Here is a 14,904-nt window from a genome sequence, read left to right on the forward strand (position 1 = left end):
GGAGGGCCCCGCCGCTGCGGTACTCGGCGTCGTCCTTCGAAGTCACCTCGACGGTGGCACCCGCTGCCAACGCGTTTCCCTGAGCGATCGTGGCGATGCCCAGTCGCGGCATCCGTGCGACGAGGTCGGCGAGATCGTCGCGGAGGGAGCCGATCGGAGTCTCGGCCAGGATCACGATGTGCGGCGCCCAGGTCTCGATGTCGGTGGCGCGCGATCGCGCCTCGAGCACTCCCCCGACGCCGTAGGAGTCCAGAGCGTCCCGACGGTCGTCGAGGTCAGCGCGAAGGTTGCGTACGAGTGCGGGGATGTCAGCGACCTGGTGGATGCGGATCCGATCGAGATCCCGGGCCAGCGCATCGTCGAGGCCGACGAGGGTGACCTGAATCTCGTCCGACCACGGGTTCGTCGCGAACTCGCACGCCAGAGCGTTCAGCATCCCTCGTGCGGTCTCTTCGTCGCCAGAGACGTTGAGGGAGCCGATCTGCTCGAGGTCCAGCAGCACGTAGCCACCCTGTGCGTCCGTGCCGATCGTGGCGAGGGCAGGGTACGGGGACACGGTGGGGCGGTCGGGGGCCTGCGCGCGGCCCGGCCGAACAATCCAGGCGGTGCGGTCCTCGTGCATCGACTCGAACGGTTCCGGCAGATCCGCGGGCGCGGCCAGGTACAGCGACACTTCATCATCGGCGACCCGGACGGCGAGCAGCTCGGGCAGCTGCTCGCCGTTGTCTTCAGCCCATGCCTGCAGAGTGCGCAGGGCGTTGTCGACGTCGGTGACGCCGATGGGGTTCTCCACCATCCGCATCTCCAACTCGAGGTCTGCAACCTCAGGCTCTGGCAGAGCGATCCGCTCTCCCTTGACGCGCTTGCGGCGCTGTCGTAGTCGGCGCGCTCCCAACGCGCCTAGAAGACCGGCGACGAGCAGTCCTGCGATGCCCCCGGCGGTCATCAACGGGATCGCGATGTCGGCCTCGTCGGCTGTCTCCGTTGCGTCGTCGACGGCGGGAGCATGCTCAACCACCGGACGGTCGACGGATTCACCCATGCCGCGAACGTCCGTGGCTTCACCGGCGCCAGCGCCTCCGCCGGCAGCGCCTCCCTCTGCACCGTCCAGGACCGGCGCATCCGTCGTTGGAGCCTGCACCGACTCGTCAGGCGTCGGCGCCGGCGTCGTAGGCGCGGGGGCCTCATCGACCGGAGCCTGCGTGTAGACGCCGGGGATGCTGAGCTGCCAACCGGGGAGGATGAGATCCGGGTCGGTCAGGATCTGCCCGTCGGGCTGCACCCCCAGGTTCGCGTTGAAGATCTCCACGAACCGCTCGCCCTGGCCGTAGTACTGGACAGCGAGATCCCACAGAGTGTCCCCGTCGACGACCTGGTGCACCACCTGCTGCTGCTCAGGGGCCGCAGGAGCGGTCTGTGCGGCCTGAACCATGGCCATGGCGCTGGACAGATCAAGTGGGCTCGCGGAGGCGTCCACGGTGCCGACGGAGTAGGAGTCGGCCGACGCCGGAGCGGGGGCGGAGAGAGCCCCGAAACCACCGGCGAACATGACCGCGACGGCGGCAATAAGACCAGCGGCCAGCTTCTGCTGACCACGGAAAGCAGCAACCTTCTTCGTGGTCTTGCGTCCGCCCATCGCAGCGACGAGCTCAACGAGGAAGGGGATCGCGAATGCCGCCCACAGCACCCAGATGACCAGCGGCAGGATCTTCGTGAACATGATCACGTTGCCGTAGTCGGGTGTGAGGGTGACGATCGCGTGCCACTGCTCTGCGGTCGGGAACGGATTCCCGGCGAGCGCCACGAGGGCTGCGGGGATCCCTACGAGGATCCCCGTGAGGAGCAGGAGCGCGCCCGCCCCGGTGAGCAGCTTCTTCATCGTTCGTTCCTTCCGGTTCAACCGCCGAAGGTATCGCCGTCCTGTGACACGTTAACGGACTGCAGCTCACCCACACGGACTGTCGTCGACGTCGATGTGGTCGGCATCGCGATACGGCCAGACTGTCCGCCACCGGTCCACTCGACCGCCCACGTCGACGTCGCCGACAGAGTGAAAGTGCCGCCATCGGACTGGTGCTGATACCGGAATCCGCAAGTAGGCGAGTCAACGACAGCACGATTGGCCCAATAGCCGAGGTCGAAATACATCCCCGCGCCACAACTGACACTCTGACCATCACCCGACGACCAGGTGAGAGACTGCACGCTCGCGGTTCCCGAGACAGTCACGCCGCCGTATGTCGCCGTGCGCGAGATCGGCCCCCACGTGCTCTCCGTCGGCTGATCAACCCACAACCAGACCGGGATACCCACCCAGGTGCGTCGGTACGGCGCCGTGCCTGCAGGGTCGTCCGAGTGCACCTTCTCCGAGGGCGCCATTCCAATCTCAATCGGCTTCAACACGAACGTGCGCGCCAGCATCCCTGCTGCCTGAGCGGGCGTGTACTGAGCAATTCCGGGAGGCGGCGTCGTCAGCCAGAGGCCAACCCCGAATCCACCAGATGCGAGCCCAAGACACTCATACCAGGCCCCAGAGCTCGCATCGCGGCCGGGCGGAGGTGGGGACTGAGGCGAAATCAGGTGCCAGTAGCACTGCATGTCGTTCGACCACCAGCCTCCATCCTGCGAGCAAGGCACCACTCGGGGCGGGTCTTCCTTGGTGTAGGTGCACTCTGTTGGACCAGGCGTAAAGTCCGCCGGCCCAGCACCTGGGGTCTCTGTTCCCGGGCCTCCCGGAACTTCCACCTCCACGTCACACACAACGTTTCCGAACTCGTCCTTGTGGCAGTTGTTCCCAGCTGCGCTAGCGGGCACCGAGATGGATACGGACAGCGCGATGACCGCGACAGCGCTCGCCAAGATTGCGACACCTCGACGCACCAATTTACTCAACACAGCGGCGCCCCTTCTTTGCCCGTCAGCGAGATCTGGTCCGACACGAACCACCCCTGGTTCTCCGGGCTGTACATCAGAATCGCCTGACTGGGGAAAGCTCCCTTCGGGATTTCCGTGTCTTCGACCCCGTCAACGAGGAAGGTCGTACCGGTGTTGTCGCTGCACCCGAAGAGATTCACGACACCGAGGGGATCTACCTCCCCCGTGGTCTGATTCGAAAGGGGTGCCACGTACGACATCGCTTCGTTCGCCAGCCAAGCAATCGGTTCGCCCTCAACCGAAGATCCGTTCTCGATCTTGTTCTCGTAGGTGTCCTGGACCAGCGTTGCCATCCGTGTCCCAGGCTGGACGTAGTTCTCGAGGAACTCAGGCCCGCGATCGGGGTCGGCCATGAACGCAAACTGCTCCTGCAGAAACGCCTTGTACGTCTTGTTCGCATCCGAAACGGCCTGCGCCTGATCTTTCGGGGCAGCCACAGGCGACTGCGTGGGTGCTCCGGTCGGCTCGGCTGTCGGCGTCGCGCTCTCCGCGGGCGTCTTGGTCGGCGTCGGCTCGCTGGGCGTGCATGCCGTGAGCATCATCGCGGTGACGGCGAGGAATCCGGCAATGGCGGTTGCTGTGCGGCGGTTCATGATTCTTAATTTCCGATCAGTCGGGCGGAGCCGGTTGCTTCGACAGGGATGGACGGGAGTCCGATGGGTCCGAGCATATGAGGCTCATACGTCATGTTCACGGTGACGGAGACGGTATCCCCGGTGACGGAGACGGTCCCTTGGACGTCGGCGGATGCGAGGTAGTTCTGTGCGGCGGTGGCCGCCATCTGGCTGGAGAGGTCGAATGCGGCGCCGTCGGCGCTCATGCCGGTGGCGGCGTTGGTACCTGCTCGAGCGGCGCTCTGCGCAATGGTGAGGGCCTGCTGCAGGGTCTGCATCTTCCCGAGGGAGTCGGTTGTGAGGCCAGCGAGCATGACGAGGACGATGAAGAACATGACGTACCAGGTGAGGAACTTCACGGGGTCACCTCTCTCGGTAGGGGTCGACGGGACTGTGAGCGGTCTTCTCGATGGTGAACGTGCCAGGGAGAGGGATGCCGGGCATCACGAGGTCGCCGGTGGAGACGGTGCAGGTGATCGTGGCGGAGACCGTTCCCGCTTCGCCGAGGCCCGTAGTGAGACCGTTGCCGCCAACTCGAACGTCCAGATCGGTGCAGTGGACGTTGTCGCCCAAGACGACCTGAGCTGCGGAGATGGCGTGCGGGACGGCGTCGCCGGCACGAGAGAGCGAGGCATCGCGTGCTGCAGCGTAGGCGGCAGCTTGGACGGTGTTGTTCACGTATCCGTGTCGACCGAAGAGCAGGATGAGGCTGACGAGTGCGACTGCGCCGATGCTGAGGATCGTCCAGCCTGGGAGATCCTCGAGATCTCCCCGCTCGCCGCTGAAGAACTTTCTGAGGAAGGTCTTCATGGTGCTGGCACCCACCTCTCAACCGGTCCGGTAAGTGTGTACGTCGCGGGCGGGATCAGGCCGCCGGGGATGACCTCGGTGGCCCGCCCGGTGATCGTCACGGTGACAGACTCCGCCGTGCGATTGACCGTCACCACGGGGTCGAGAAGAGTGCCGGGCATGGACTCGAGCAACTGAATTGCCGCTGCCTGTCCCGCTTCCGGCGTCGACTCGTACGAGCGGGCGACCGTGTAGGCAGACTGGGCCGCGATCTGCGCGGCGTTGGAGGCGGTGAACCAGACGAAACCCTGGACTCCGAGCAGCAGCAGAAACATCGTGCCGATGATGAGCACGACGGTGCCAGCCCACCCGTCTTCGCGCGAGAACTTCGCACGAAGACGGGTGAGCCATCCCTGCTGCTGTCGGATTCGCATGGTCATCCGGGCAGCACGCTCTGGATGTAGCTGAGGCCCCAAGGGCCGAGGAAGCCGATGATCGCGAGGCCGGCGAGCACGCCGCCGACGATCCAAACGGCCTTCCAGGGGATTTCATCCATGATGGTTTCCTTTCGTTGGTCAGATGGTGAACAGGCTGTAAATCGGAGGGAGCAAGACGATGAGGATGACGGGGAACAACGTCATGTAGACCGGGAGTCCGCTGCGCTTGGTGATCTTCTTCGCCGCGTCCTCATCGGCCGCCTCGACGAGCGTCCGCAGATTCTGATCGGTGGCGAGCAGCTGGTCGCGAAGGCTGACCCGAGCCTCGGAGAGACGCATCGTGCGGCCGAGCTCGATCAGTGACGGGATCTCGATCTGAGCGCCGAGACGCTCGATCGCGTCCCACTTGGTGGTGCGAGTGAGTTCGGCCCGCGCGTACTCTCGGCGGATCCGCCGGAACACCCAGGTGTCCGAGACAGATGCAGCGTCGTTGAGAGCGGTGTCGGCGGTGGTGCTGCCGAGCAGCGCCACTGCGACGAGCTTGAGGTAGACGCTGACGAATCGGGTGAACTCTCGGCGGGCAGCTGCCGCACGGGCCTTCACCTGCCCGTCGGGCATCATCCACATGATGAGCGCCAGCACGGGGCTGACGAGGAGGGGCAGCGGGAAGGGCTGCCCGGTGAAGACCTGGGCGAGGAGCGAAAGCACGACGGGTGCGAAGAGGCCGAGGATCGCGAGCTGGAACTTGCGAGCGAAGAACCGGGAGACGGGGATCTCCAGAAGGTCGAGATCTCGGGTCGGCGGCGCCAGGAACTTCACCTGCGGGAGGTTCTGTGAGAGCCAGCTTCCGATCCGGTCCCACTGGGAAAGCGGAGGGCTGCTGATGGTGGGGGCCACGGATGCTTCGCCGAGACGAACGAGTGCGTCGCCTGCTCGGACGGTGCGCGGGGCCAAGACGAGGAGCGCGATGGCGAGTCCCCCTCCGACCAGAAGGCCGGGGACTGCGGCGATCAGGGTGGGGTTCATGCGCCGACCTCCGTCGAAACCGGGGCGCTGAGGAATCGAGGCTCCGGGGGCACCCGGGTGATGGCGCGCGCCCAGACCATCAGCCCGACGAAGGAGCTGAGGATGAGCCCCAGTGCCACGCCTCCGAGGGGAGTCCGGTAGAAGTCCATGTTTCCGGTGCCAGCGAAGAAGACGAGCATGACCAGGGTGATTCCGACGATCCAGGTCATCGAGATCATCGTCTCGCGCGGCTTCTTTCTCTCTCCCTCGATGAGGATCTTCTGCTTGGCTGTGGCGCTCAGTCCTTCCGAGACGCTCTCGAGTGCTTTCGAGAGGCCACCGGCGTTGAACTCTGCAGCCTGGATCAGGTAGATGGTGACCTCGTCGGCATGGGAGTTGTCCAGCTCGTCGGCGAACGCGCGAAGGGCGTCAGCGGTCGACCAGCTGGAACTCATCCGCGTGTAGAGGCGGTTGACCGGGGCCTTGAGCATCTGCGGCACGCTGCCCTGGGTGATCCCGATGACCTCTCGCAGAGTGAAGGCACCGGTATCTGCTGTGCTCGCGAGCGATCGCGCCCAGTTCTCGAGCGCGAGGATGAGGTCGCGTTCGTATGTCGAGGGCTTTCCGAGGAGAGCCGGAACGATCGTGATCGCGGCGGGGACGACGATCACCATCACCGGGAAGCCGGAGATGATGGCGGCAACGATCCCGAGGATGCCACCGATGATGAGGCTCGTCTTGGTCTTCTTGCTCACTCGGCCCCAGCGGGTGCTGAGAGACGGCTTTGTCGGCGCCTGCTTCGGAGGCGCGGGACGGAAGTAGAGCACGAGCATGATGAGCCCGCCCACGAAGGCCACACCGGCGAGAGAACTGACGAGGATCATCCGAGGATCTCCTTCTCCCAGCTGTACCCGACACGACGGAGCGATGCTTCCAGCTGCGTCGACGGCTTCTCCGGGTTCGTCCAGTCATCGATGTCTGCGTCGTACTTGAAGAGGTTGGCGGCCATCGGGTGCCCGTCACTGAGGTTGCGAGTGACCTCGGCGACCTCCGTGACCACGCGTCGACGAGTGCCGTCAGGGTTCTCGAGGAAGTCGATGTAGACGATGATGTCGATGCTGCGCTCGATCTGGCGCAGCGGAACGGTGTCATCAGACAGTCCGAGCTCGCTCATAAGCACGTCGGCGAATCGGTGGATCGTGTCATCCGCGCTACGCGCGTGAATGGTCGACATGGACCCCTTACCGGCCTGCATCGCCTTGATCGCGATCGGCCCCTCCGGGCCACGGATCTCGGCAAACAGGATGCGCTCGGCACTGGATCGCAGCGCAAGCGAGAAGCACTGGTCGAGAGAGAACCCGGCTGCACTGTCGGCACCGGCGGACTGCGGCGGGATGTACTGCAGATCCTGCACCTGCCAGTGCCGCTCCGGCATCTTGTTGAGGTACAGCTCACGCTCGGTTTCGATCGTGACGATCTTCTCCTGGGGGCGGATCGTCGACATCAGAGCACGGAGCATCGTCGTCTTTCCGGTCCCTGGGAACCCGGCGACGATGACGCACAGGTTGGCGCGAGACACCGCAGCCATGAGATCGGCGATCTTCTGGGAGATCGTCCTGTTGGCCACCATGTCGGCCAGCGCGACGTCGACGAGATTGTGCTTACGGATCGTGACGTTGGTGTCTGTGGTGATGCCGACACCGGTCGCGGACATACGCGCGCCACCAATGTCGAGATCGAGGTGCCCGTTCGGTTTGGTGAACGTTCGGCCGCGGTGCGAGGCGATCTCCGCGATCAGATCCTCGAGGTCTTTGTCGTCCTCAGCGATCGGGCTGCGGCGTTCGCGGACTCCGTTGGACTTGGTGACGACAACGTTGGCATAGCCGACGATCGAGACATCTTCCACGTCGGGTTCGCGGAGATACTGCTGTAGGCGTCCATAGCGGTGCGCCTGGTCGAAGATGGCCTGTGTGTAGTGGGCCTTCTTCAGATCGGTCCAGTCGTGATCCGAGCCCTTCGCGCCAGCGATGCGGGTGGTGTACCGGTTGATGATGATCTTGATCTCTTCGATCGTCCGCTGCTCGAAATCATCTTCCGGATCCGGGGAGGCGGTGGCGACGTCGAAGGATCGGCGCGACCGGCCGATCGACTCGTCAGCCGCGGTGAGCTCGCGAGTGAGCTGCTTGACGATGTTCCAGTCCACCTGCAGGTATCCGTCGGCGCGGACGGCGGCGGTCTCCCGGCGGCGAGAACGTGCGCGCAGCTTCTCGTCATCCGGTTCGGTGCCGGTGGGGAATGCTGCGGCGAGGTCAACCGAGTTCGCGTACGCCTGCTCGAGCTGCTCGCTGTCGGTGTCGTCGACGAGGTGCAGGGGCTCTCGGCCTCCGGTCATCGCTGCCAGCAGGTGGTGGTTTCCTGAGGTAGGGGTTGGCTGCGCGGGAGGGGCGGCGATGCTGCTGGGGCTGAGCATGTCGCCGAGGAACGGGCGGGTGGCGATCTCGATATCGGGCTGGTCGGTCATCAGCTGACGCTCCTCTGATCGCGGTGGCGCAGCACCCAGAGATCCTGGGCGACACTTCGGATGGCCCGCCGATACGCGTTCTTGTTCGGCTTGGGGTCGGGGCGTCCGTGTGAGAAGACGGCGGCGCCGTCCGGGTCATGCGGCAGCGTGGACACGACGGGGAGAACGTGGGTGCCGAACTCCTTCGTGGAGACTGCTTCTGCTGCAGGTGAGGTGAGCAAGGTCCAGAAGCGGTCGCCGGCGAAAGCACGTGCGCGCTGATTGATGTCCGGCAGCTCGAGCCGACGGTAGGCCCTGTTGAGATCGATCATGGATGAGCTCGCCGTGACGAGAACCCAGTCCGCAGCGTCGAGAAGAGGCAGACGAGGATCGTCCACGTCCAGGTGACCGAGGTCGATGATGACATCGATGCCGCCGTCGTCGAGACCGCTGAGTAGGCGCGGCAGCTTGCTCCACAGGCCGCGGACGCCGTCGACGATGGCGTAGTTCACGAAACCGGGAATCACCCAGAGCTTGTGGCCGTCGGGGATGGACGGGATCGGCATGTCGGGGATCGGCGGCAGATCGTGGACAGGGATCGCGATCTGGTAGTCGCCGTCCAGGAGGTCTTCCGTGTCGAGGGCGTTGCGGGCCAGAGCGAAGGCAAGCTTTTCGATTCCGCCGTCGGTCGTGCGCAGGTTGGATCGGAAGAAGCCGGCCATCAGCGTCGAGACGGCGCTCGTGTCCGCCTCAAGCAGGAGGACGGGTCGCGGCCAGTGCACGGCGAGGGCTGTTGCCGCAGTCGTGACCCCGGGGGCTCCGGCGAGGCTGGTGAGGGCGACGATGGCCATTACTTGTCCCCCGGTGCGAGGTACAGCGCGATGGAACCGGCAGCGCCCTTGCTGGTGACCCCGGGGGCCGCCTGGGTCGCGACGTAGACATCGACGACGACGTCGTTGCTGTTGGGGATCGGGCGCACCTGGGAGACGACAGCGGGGATGGTCTGGTCCGCGGTGACCTCAACGTCGGCAACGCCCTGCGCGGGAACGGGAACGAGGATGACGTTGTCTCCGGCGGTGAGCTGCTGGGCGGGGAGCCGACCTGGCTGCAGCGTGAGTCCGATGAGCGCCTTGCCGTCGGGGACGGTGAGGCCGGTCGTGGTGGAAGTCTCGGTGATGAGGCCGCCTGCCGGAATGTCGACGGCAGCGATCGTCCCGAGAATGTCATCCGCCTTGGTGGCGGAGATGGCGGTGGTGTTCTGCCCTGCGGCAATGGAGATCGTCGTGAGATCATCCTTCTCGATCGTCTGGCCGCGGGTGATGTCTCCAGCGGCCACGAAGACCTGAGTGGCGTTGCTCGCGGCCTGGAACATGAAGATGCCGCCGAGGGCTCCGAGGAGGAGGAGAGCGAGCGCGGCGAAGCCCCAGATCCCCGAGCGACGGGTACGGACTGGTTTGACGGCCGAGGAGGCGTCCTTGGATGCGGGGGCCGCGTCCGGGGTGCTCGGGCTGAGCGGGGGTGCCGTGATGGTCACGTCGTGTCCTTCCGTGAGGGCTTCTACCTACAAGGGGTGCTCTCTCACATCAGGAACCGACAAACTGATCCACTGTTCGGTGCCACCCCCCGGTGGTTCAGCCCAGCCTATAGGCTTTCATATTTTTTGAAAGCCTATAGGCGACTAAAGCACTTTCCTTAGCGCCACCTTCAGGGTAAACCGCTTCGGCGTTATATCGGTGGTCGTGCCCGATCGCCCCCGTGCTCATGGCCGATCGTTAGGTGGATGCCACAATGAGGACGTGATCTCCGACCCTCCCGACGACCGCGCCAGCGTGCTGCGCACCTTCGGTATCCCCGCACTGCGTGCAGGGATCATTCGGGCGACCCTGACGCGCGGCTCTGTCACCGCGCAAGACCTGATGGAAGATCTGCAGGTGGGGCGAACTACCCTCATCGCCCACACTCAGGCATTGGTCGATGCGGGGATCCTCGTGCAGGAGAGCGACCCGTCGAAGCTCGGCGCCCGATCAGGTTTCAACCGGCTGGTGTGGCGGGTCGATGAGGCGGCGCTCTACGCCCAACTCACTCTGGTGGCAGCGGCGTTCGGGTTGCCCACTGAGGTTGAGAGTGACGCATCTCTCACACCACCTCCTGGTTCTATGGAAGTCTAGGGATGTCTAGCGTTTCCCTAGACTTTGGTAGTTCTTGATAGACGGAGCGACTGTGGATCCTGTACGCAATCCGTATTCCCCAGGAGCGGGACGGAAGCCAGCCGCTCTTGTCGGACGTGACGATGCTCTTCGCGCATGGTCGACCGCGCTGCAGCGAGCCGAGCGGGGACGCATCGATCAGCCATTCGTCCTGTACGGGCTGCGCGGAGTGGGCAAAACAGTGCTGCTGTCAGAGTTCCGCCGCAACGCCAGTAAACGAGGGTGGATAGTCGCTCAGATTGAAGCGGGGTCGGGGAAGCCACTGCGTGATCTTCTCGGCGAGGCGCTCTACGCCCCACTCTCGGATCTTGCCCGGCCGAGTGCGGGGAAGCGTCTGATGAAAGCGATCAGAACCGCGCTCAGCTTCAAAGCGTCGTACGACACCACCGGCACATGGTCTTTCGGATTGGATCTCTCCGGGGCAGATGGCGGCGGCGCCGACACCGGAATTCTCGACACCGACCTGCGGAAGCTCCTCAGAGATCTCTCCGACGCCGCAGCGGAAGAAGAGATCGGTCTGGCGATCTTCATCGACGAAGCACAGGATCTCGACGTCGACGAGCTCACGACGCTCTGTACGATCGCGCACGCGGCCGCGCAGGACGAGTGGCCCCTGCTCTTCGCATTCGCCGGGCTGCCGAGCCTGCCCCGGATCATGGCCGAGGCGAAGTCCTATGCGGAGCGCTTCCAGTACTCCAAGATCCAGCAGATCGACGAAACGGTGGTCTCCGAGGCTCTCACCATCCCCGCTGCCCAGGAAGACGCTCAGTGGGATGACGACGCTGTTGCGCTCGTGGTGGCCGACTCCGGTCGCTACCCCTATTTTCTTCAGCAGTATGGGCAGGAAACGTGGAACGTCGCGGCCGGTCCCGTCATCACAAAGCACGATGCTGAGCTCGGGATTCTGCAGGGCAACAACCAGCTCGACAACGGGTTCTTCCGCGCACGGTGGGATCGAGCAACCCCGGCCGAGCAGCAGTACCTACGCGCCATGGCCATCGATGAAGATGCCGGCAGTGCTTCTGGAGAGGTTGCTGCACGATTGAATAAGAAGCCGAAAAGCCTCGGTCCCATCCGAGCCGCCCTGATCAATAAGGGTCTCGTCTTCGCTCCCGAGCACGGAGTCGTCGCCTTCACCGTCCCCGGCATGGCCGCATTCATCGCCAGGCAAATCGCCGTGTAAGGCGCTTATGCTCTCCGCTCTGGTTCCTCTAGAGGATCTCTGCGAAGGCGACGCGAAGACGCTGCCGTGAGCGCTTGATGCGCTGGTTGATGCAGTCGACGGATACGCCGAGCTCCTGAGCGATGTCTGTCTGCTTCTCTTCACCGAGCGTCACGCGGGCCAGCAGGGCTGTCTCTTCGCGGGTGACGATGCCGTTGTCGACGCCCCACGAGAAGAGTCGGGCAGCGAGGACTTCGATCGGCTGTTCCGGTCCATTCCATCCGCCGGCGACCGCCTCGAGGACATCGTCACTCACGGGGGTCGTGCAGTTCGCGACGACAACGTCGTTCTGAGTCTTCTTCGGGCTGAGCAGTCGCAGCAACCCCATGGTGAGGTTCGCGTGCACGCGCCGACGCAGGTGCAGCTTGTACTGGCTGATCATCTCCCAGGCCATGCTGATCGCGTACCCGACCCGGTCGGCCCGGTCCATGTCGCCGAGACTGCGGACGCGGTGCGCCATCCGCTGCGCGGCCGGGAGGAGGAGCTGCACGAGCGTGCGCTCGGCGATGCGGTCGCCGGTGTGAGCGAGGCTGATCAGCTCGATGAGAATGGCGTCCTCTTCGGCCAGGTATGCGTCCCGGTCGCTCGAGCTGAACTGCTTGCTGCGGGCGGCGCGGTGCACCTGGTGGATCTCCTCGAGCAGCTCGCCGCAGAGGCGGATGCCGAGGGCACCGAAGTAGTGCTCGCGGGGTGCGTGCGTGGTGAACCATTCGAGGTTGAGACGCGTCATCAGCGGTGCCGGCTGGATGGTGGAGGACATCGGAGCTCCCGGAGGTGTTGTGGACCTGATCGCCCTCGACGTTCCTCAGCGCGCGTGTACCCGTACGTGTATTAGCCCCTTCTTCGCTGCGTGATTCTCTGGCGAGTACACGCGCGAGATCCGCGTGATTCGGGGGATGTTCACGTGTACCGGTGAACTCCGCGAACTTTTTCTCGATCTCTTTGTCGGTTTCGCCCGTTTTTGGCTGCCCCTTACAGGTAGGAGGGTCCATGCCGGGCCCGGGATCGATGGGAGAGATCGAGATGGGCTCACAGGCGGGTCGCGACGTGGAGGAGATCGGGCCTGAGCTTCTTGGCGAACTGAAGAATCAGGCCGAGGTGCTCGGGGTCTACGACGAGGGGCAGGACATCGCTCTCGATCTTCATGAGGGCCTGTTCGATCAGGCGACCAGGGAGCGGGCACTGGCCTTCCTCCAGTCCCGTCGGTACGAAGACGCCGCGGAGACCTACCAGCGCCTCACAACCGGACCCGTCGACCTTCCGCAGCGCAACACGACGGACGGTGCGGCATGAAGCTTTTCGGAAAGAAGGCTGCCGAAGCGGCGGCCGATGCACCCATCGACGACGGCGCCGCAGAGTCGGCCGGCTTCACGAACGGCTCTCTCCTCGGTTCGAAAGCCGTCTCCGTAGTCGTGCTCGTCGCGATCGCCTGTGGGCCGATCGCGATCGGCATGTTGGTTGCGCGCGGACAGGGATCCGCGCCCGTGGCGGCCGCGGCCGAGTCCAGCGAACTCACCCCGCTGCAGCAGGCAGCTGGATCCTTCGCCATCGGTTTCGTCGGCAGCTGGCTCTCGGCGACCAAGGAAGACAGCACGGCGCTGGAGACCTACGTCACCACCGCTCCCCCGGGACTCGGCGACATCCCCTTCGAGTACCGCAACATCGCCGTGGTGGAGACAGCGCCCGTCGAGGACGCCACCACGGTCACCGTCATGGTCGGCGCCGATGTGATGGAACAGGCAGGCGAAGAAGAACCGACATGGGTTCGCCGCTACTACGAGGTGATCGTTGACACCGCATCCGACCGCCTCAGCGCCATCGGATACCCGGCGCCCGTTGTCGGGCCGCAGTCGACCGCGGGAGCCGCAGGGCTCGGGCTCAACACGCAGCTCTCCTCCGACTCCTCCGCCGTCGAGACGATCCAACTCATGCTGGCCGCGTACCTCATCGGCCAGGGCAGCACGAGCTCCTACCTGACGCCCGGTGTCACCATCCCCGCAATCTCCCAGGCACCGTTCGCCCTCCTGACCCCGGTGTCGTTCTTCGCCGAGGAGCAGCCGTCCGAGTCTCCTGCCGACGGTGACACGACCCTCGTGCAGGCTCTCGTGACTCTCCAGACCGCCGAAGGCCGCACGGTCACCGCCACGTACTTCGTTGACCTGACCGCTCGTGCTGGGCGGTGGGAAGTCACCAGCCTCAGCACCTCTCAGTCCTCTTCGACCGCCCAGGTCGATGAGCCCCCTGCACCCACCCCGTCATCGACCGATGACACCACCGAAGGAGAAGACCAGTGAAATCTCTCATCCAGCCACTCGCCGCCGGATTCGACCACGTCGGCACGCAGCTGATCGTCCACGCCGACGGCATCATCGGCACCGCCAACGGGTTCAACAACGAGCTGTACGCCCTCGTCGTCAACGGTGGCCTCACGGTCATCGTCGTCCTGTTCCTCATCACCGCGTTCAAGAAGGGCTTCAGTGCAGGTGCGGTTCTCGGCGGACTGTTCGTCGCCGGTCTGGCGTACTTCGCGCTGAACGGCGGCCTCCAGCTCATCGGCAACCTGTTCCGCGGCGAATTCTCGTAGGCCCAGCCCATGAGCACTCCCGATGCCGAGCGGCCACGCGTAAGCCGCTTTTACACGAGCGTTCGCCGCATCCCCATCATGGTCGGGAAGGCGGGAAACACCCGTCTTCCCGGCGGGCCCTACTCGGTCCCGCAGTTCATCGCTGGTGGTGTCGTGCTCGTCATCGGGTGGAACACGATGAGCGTGTGGGGGCCGCTGTTCGGCACATTCCCCCTCGTCCGCATCGTCGCACTGCTGGGGATGGCCGCTGTCGCCCTGTACTTGGCCGGCCAGCTTCCTTCGACACGACGCAAGATCCATCACATGGCCGCCGACACGGTGGGGGCGATCGCAAATCCCGCAGCGGGAACGCTGAACGGTCAGCCGATGAAACTGCGATCGCCCCATCGCCTCACGGGAACCGTCCTGATCGCGGGCGCTCCCGCCGTCGGCGAGCCCGCACCGATCCGCGTCGCCTCCCCGAGCCCCGCACCGGTGGCGGTTCCCGCCCCGTCGATCAGCGCGGCTGCGGAAACTCCCCCGATCACCCTCGCCCCGTCCCCCACTGCCCCGGCTCCCTACGCGTCGGGGCTTGACCGTCTGCTCGAGCAGGCACGCACCAAGGAGAGCTGA

At 64.9% G+C, this 14,904-nt stretch carries 18 protein-coding genes; 6 read left to right on the forward strand and 12 right to left on the reverse strand.

Features of this window, described 5'->3' with window-relative positions:
- From D514_RS39340 to D514_RS37685, 11 genes are all read right to left on the reverse strand, one after another.
- On the reverse strand, nt 1–1,879 hold a 1,879-nt coding region (locus D514_RS39340; RefSeq protein WP_017831596.1), incomplete at its 3' end, for a LysM peptidoglycan-binding domain-containing protein.
- A 17-nt stretch (nt 1,880–1,896) separates the two neighbouring features.
- Nucleotides 1,897–2,421, reverse strand: a complete 525-nt coding sequence (locus D514_RS37640) for a hypothetical protein (protein WP_017831597.1) — start codon at nt 2,419–2,421, stop codon at nt 1,897–1,899.
- 467 nt (nt 2,422–2,888) lie between these two features.
- On the reverse strand, nt 2,889–3,527 hold the full coding sequence (locus D514_RS37645) for a hypothetical protein (RefSeq protein WP_031206515.1): 639 nt from the start codon (nt 3,525–3,527) through the stop codon (nt 2,889–2,891).
- A 5-nt stretch (nt 3,528–3,532) separates the two neighbouring features.
- Nucleotides 3,533–3,907 (reverse strand): hypothetical protein, encoded by a 375-nt coding sequence (locus D514_RS37650; RefSeq protein ID WP_017831598.1) that lies wholly within the window; start codon nt 3,905–3,907, stop codon nt 3,533–3,535.
- A 4-nt stretch (nt 3,908–3,911) separates the two neighbouring features.
- A complete protein-coding gene (locus tag D514_RS37655; RefSeq protein WP_144053132.1) occupies nt 3,912–4,358 on the reverse strand; it encodes a hypothetical protein in 447 nt (148 codons plus the stop codon).
- Nucleotides 4,355–4,777 carry a hypothetical protein gene (locus D514_RS37660; protein ID WP_144053133.1) on the reverse strand — a complete coding sequence of 141 codons (423 nt, stop codon included), beginning with the start codon at nt 4,775–4,777 and terminating at the stop codon, nt 4,355–4,357. The genes D514_RS37655 and D514_RS37660 overlap by 4 nt, the downstream gene beginning before the upstream one ends.
- A gap of 135 nt (nt 4,778–4,912) precedes the next feature.
- Nucleotides 4,913–5,800, reverse strand: coding sequence for a hypothetical protein (locus D514_RS37665; RefSeq protein WP_017831602.1), 888 nt, complete (start codon nt 5,798–5,800; stop codon nt 4,913–4,915).
- Nucleotides 5,797–6,663, reverse strand: a complete 867-nt coding sequence (locus D514_RS37670; RefSeq protein WP_017831603.1) for a type II secretion system F family protein — start codon at nt 6,661–6,663, stop codon at nt 5,797–5,799. Before D514_RS37670 ends, D514_RS37665 begins: the two co-directional genes overlap by 4 nt.
- Entirely contained in the window at nt 6,660–8,300 is a 1,641-nt protein-coding gene (locus D514_RS37675; RefSeq protein ID WP_017831604.1) for an ATPase, T2SS/T4P/T4SS family, read from the reverse strand. Before D514_RS37675 ends, D514_RS37670 begins: the two co-directional genes overlap by 4 nt.
- Nucleotides 8,300–9,130 (reverse strand): hypothetical protein, encoded by an 831-nt coding sequence (locus D514_RS37680; protein ID WP_017831605.1) that lies wholly within the window; start codon nt 9,128–9,130, stop codon nt 8,300–8,302. Before D514_RS37680 ends, D514_RS37675 begins: the two co-directional genes overlap by 1 nt.
- Complete coding sequence (locus D514_RS37685) at nt 9,130–9,813, reverse strand: SAF domain-containing protein (protein WP_017831606.1); 684 nt, start codon at nt 9,811–9,813, stop codon at nt 9,130–9,132. The genes D514_RS37680 and D514_RS37685 overlap by 1 nt, the downstream gene beginning before the upstream one ends.
- A gap of 262 nt (nt 9,814–10,075) precedes the next feature.
- Here D514_RS37685 and D514_RS37690 point away from each other — a divergent pair, with 262 nt between their 5' ends.
- The gene (locus D514_RS37690) at nt 10,076–10,447 is read left to right on the forward strand and encodes a hypothetical protein (RefSeq protein WP_017831607.1); all 372 of its coding nucleotides are present in this window, start codon (nt 10,076–10,078) and stop codon (nt 10,445–10,447) included.
- Nucleotides 10,448–10,499: 52 nt separating this feature from the next.
- The gene (locus D514_RS37695; RefSeq protein ID WP_031206517.1) at nt 10,500–11,669 is read left to right on the forward strand and encodes an ATP-binding protein; all 1,170 of its coding nucleotides are present in this window, start codon (nt 10,500–10,502) and stop codon (nt 11,667–11,669) included.
- 28 nt (nt 11,670–11,697) lie between these two features.
- Here the strand turns inward: D514_RS37695 and D514_RS37700 are convergent, their stop codons facing one another.
- On the reverse strand, nt 11,698–12,468 hold the full coding sequence (locus D514_RS37700) for a hypothetical protein (protein WP_017831609.1): 771 nt from the start codon (nt 12,466–12,468) through the stop codon (nt 11,698–11,700).
- Nucleotides 12,469–12,698: 230 nt separating this feature from the next.
- On the opposite strand from D514_RS37700, the gene D514_RS37705 reads away from it, so the two are divergent.
- From D514_RS37705 to D514_RS37720, 4 genes are read left to right on the forward strand one after another with little or no spacing between them, the layout of a single operon-like run.
- Nucleotides 12,699–13,001: a hypothetical protein gene (locus tag D514_RS37705; RefSeq protein WP_017831610.1), complete on the forward strand. Its 303-nt coding sequence runs from the start codon at nt 12,699–12,701 to the stop codon at nt 12,999–13,001.
- Nucleotides 12,998–14,002, forward strand: coding sequence for a conjugal transfer protein (locus tag D514_RS37710; protein ID WP_017831611.1), 1,005 nt, complete (start codon nt 12,998–13,000; stop codon nt 14,000–14,002). The genes D514_RS37705 and D514_RS37710 overlap by 4 nt, the downstream gene beginning before the upstream one ends.
- A complete protein-coding gene (locus D514_RS37715; RefSeq protein WP_017831612.1) occupies nt 13,999–14,292 on the forward strand; it encodes a hypothetical protein in 294 nt (97 codons plus the stop codon). The genes D514_RS37710 and D514_RS37715 overlap by 4 nt, the downstream gene beginning before the upstream one ends.
- Before the next feature lie 9 nt (nt 14,293–14,301).
- Nucleotides 14,302–14,904 (forward strand): hypothetical protein, encoded by a 603-nt coding sequence (locus tag D514_RS37720; protein ID WP_144053134.1) that lies wholly within the window; start codon nt 14,302–14,304, stop codon nt 14,902–14,904.

This window comes from Microbacterium sp. UCD-TDU, from assembly GCF_000340625.1.
Taxonomy (GTDB): Bacteria; Actinomycetota; Actinomycetes; order Actinomycetales; family Microbacteriaceae; genus Microbacterium; species Microbacterium maritypicum.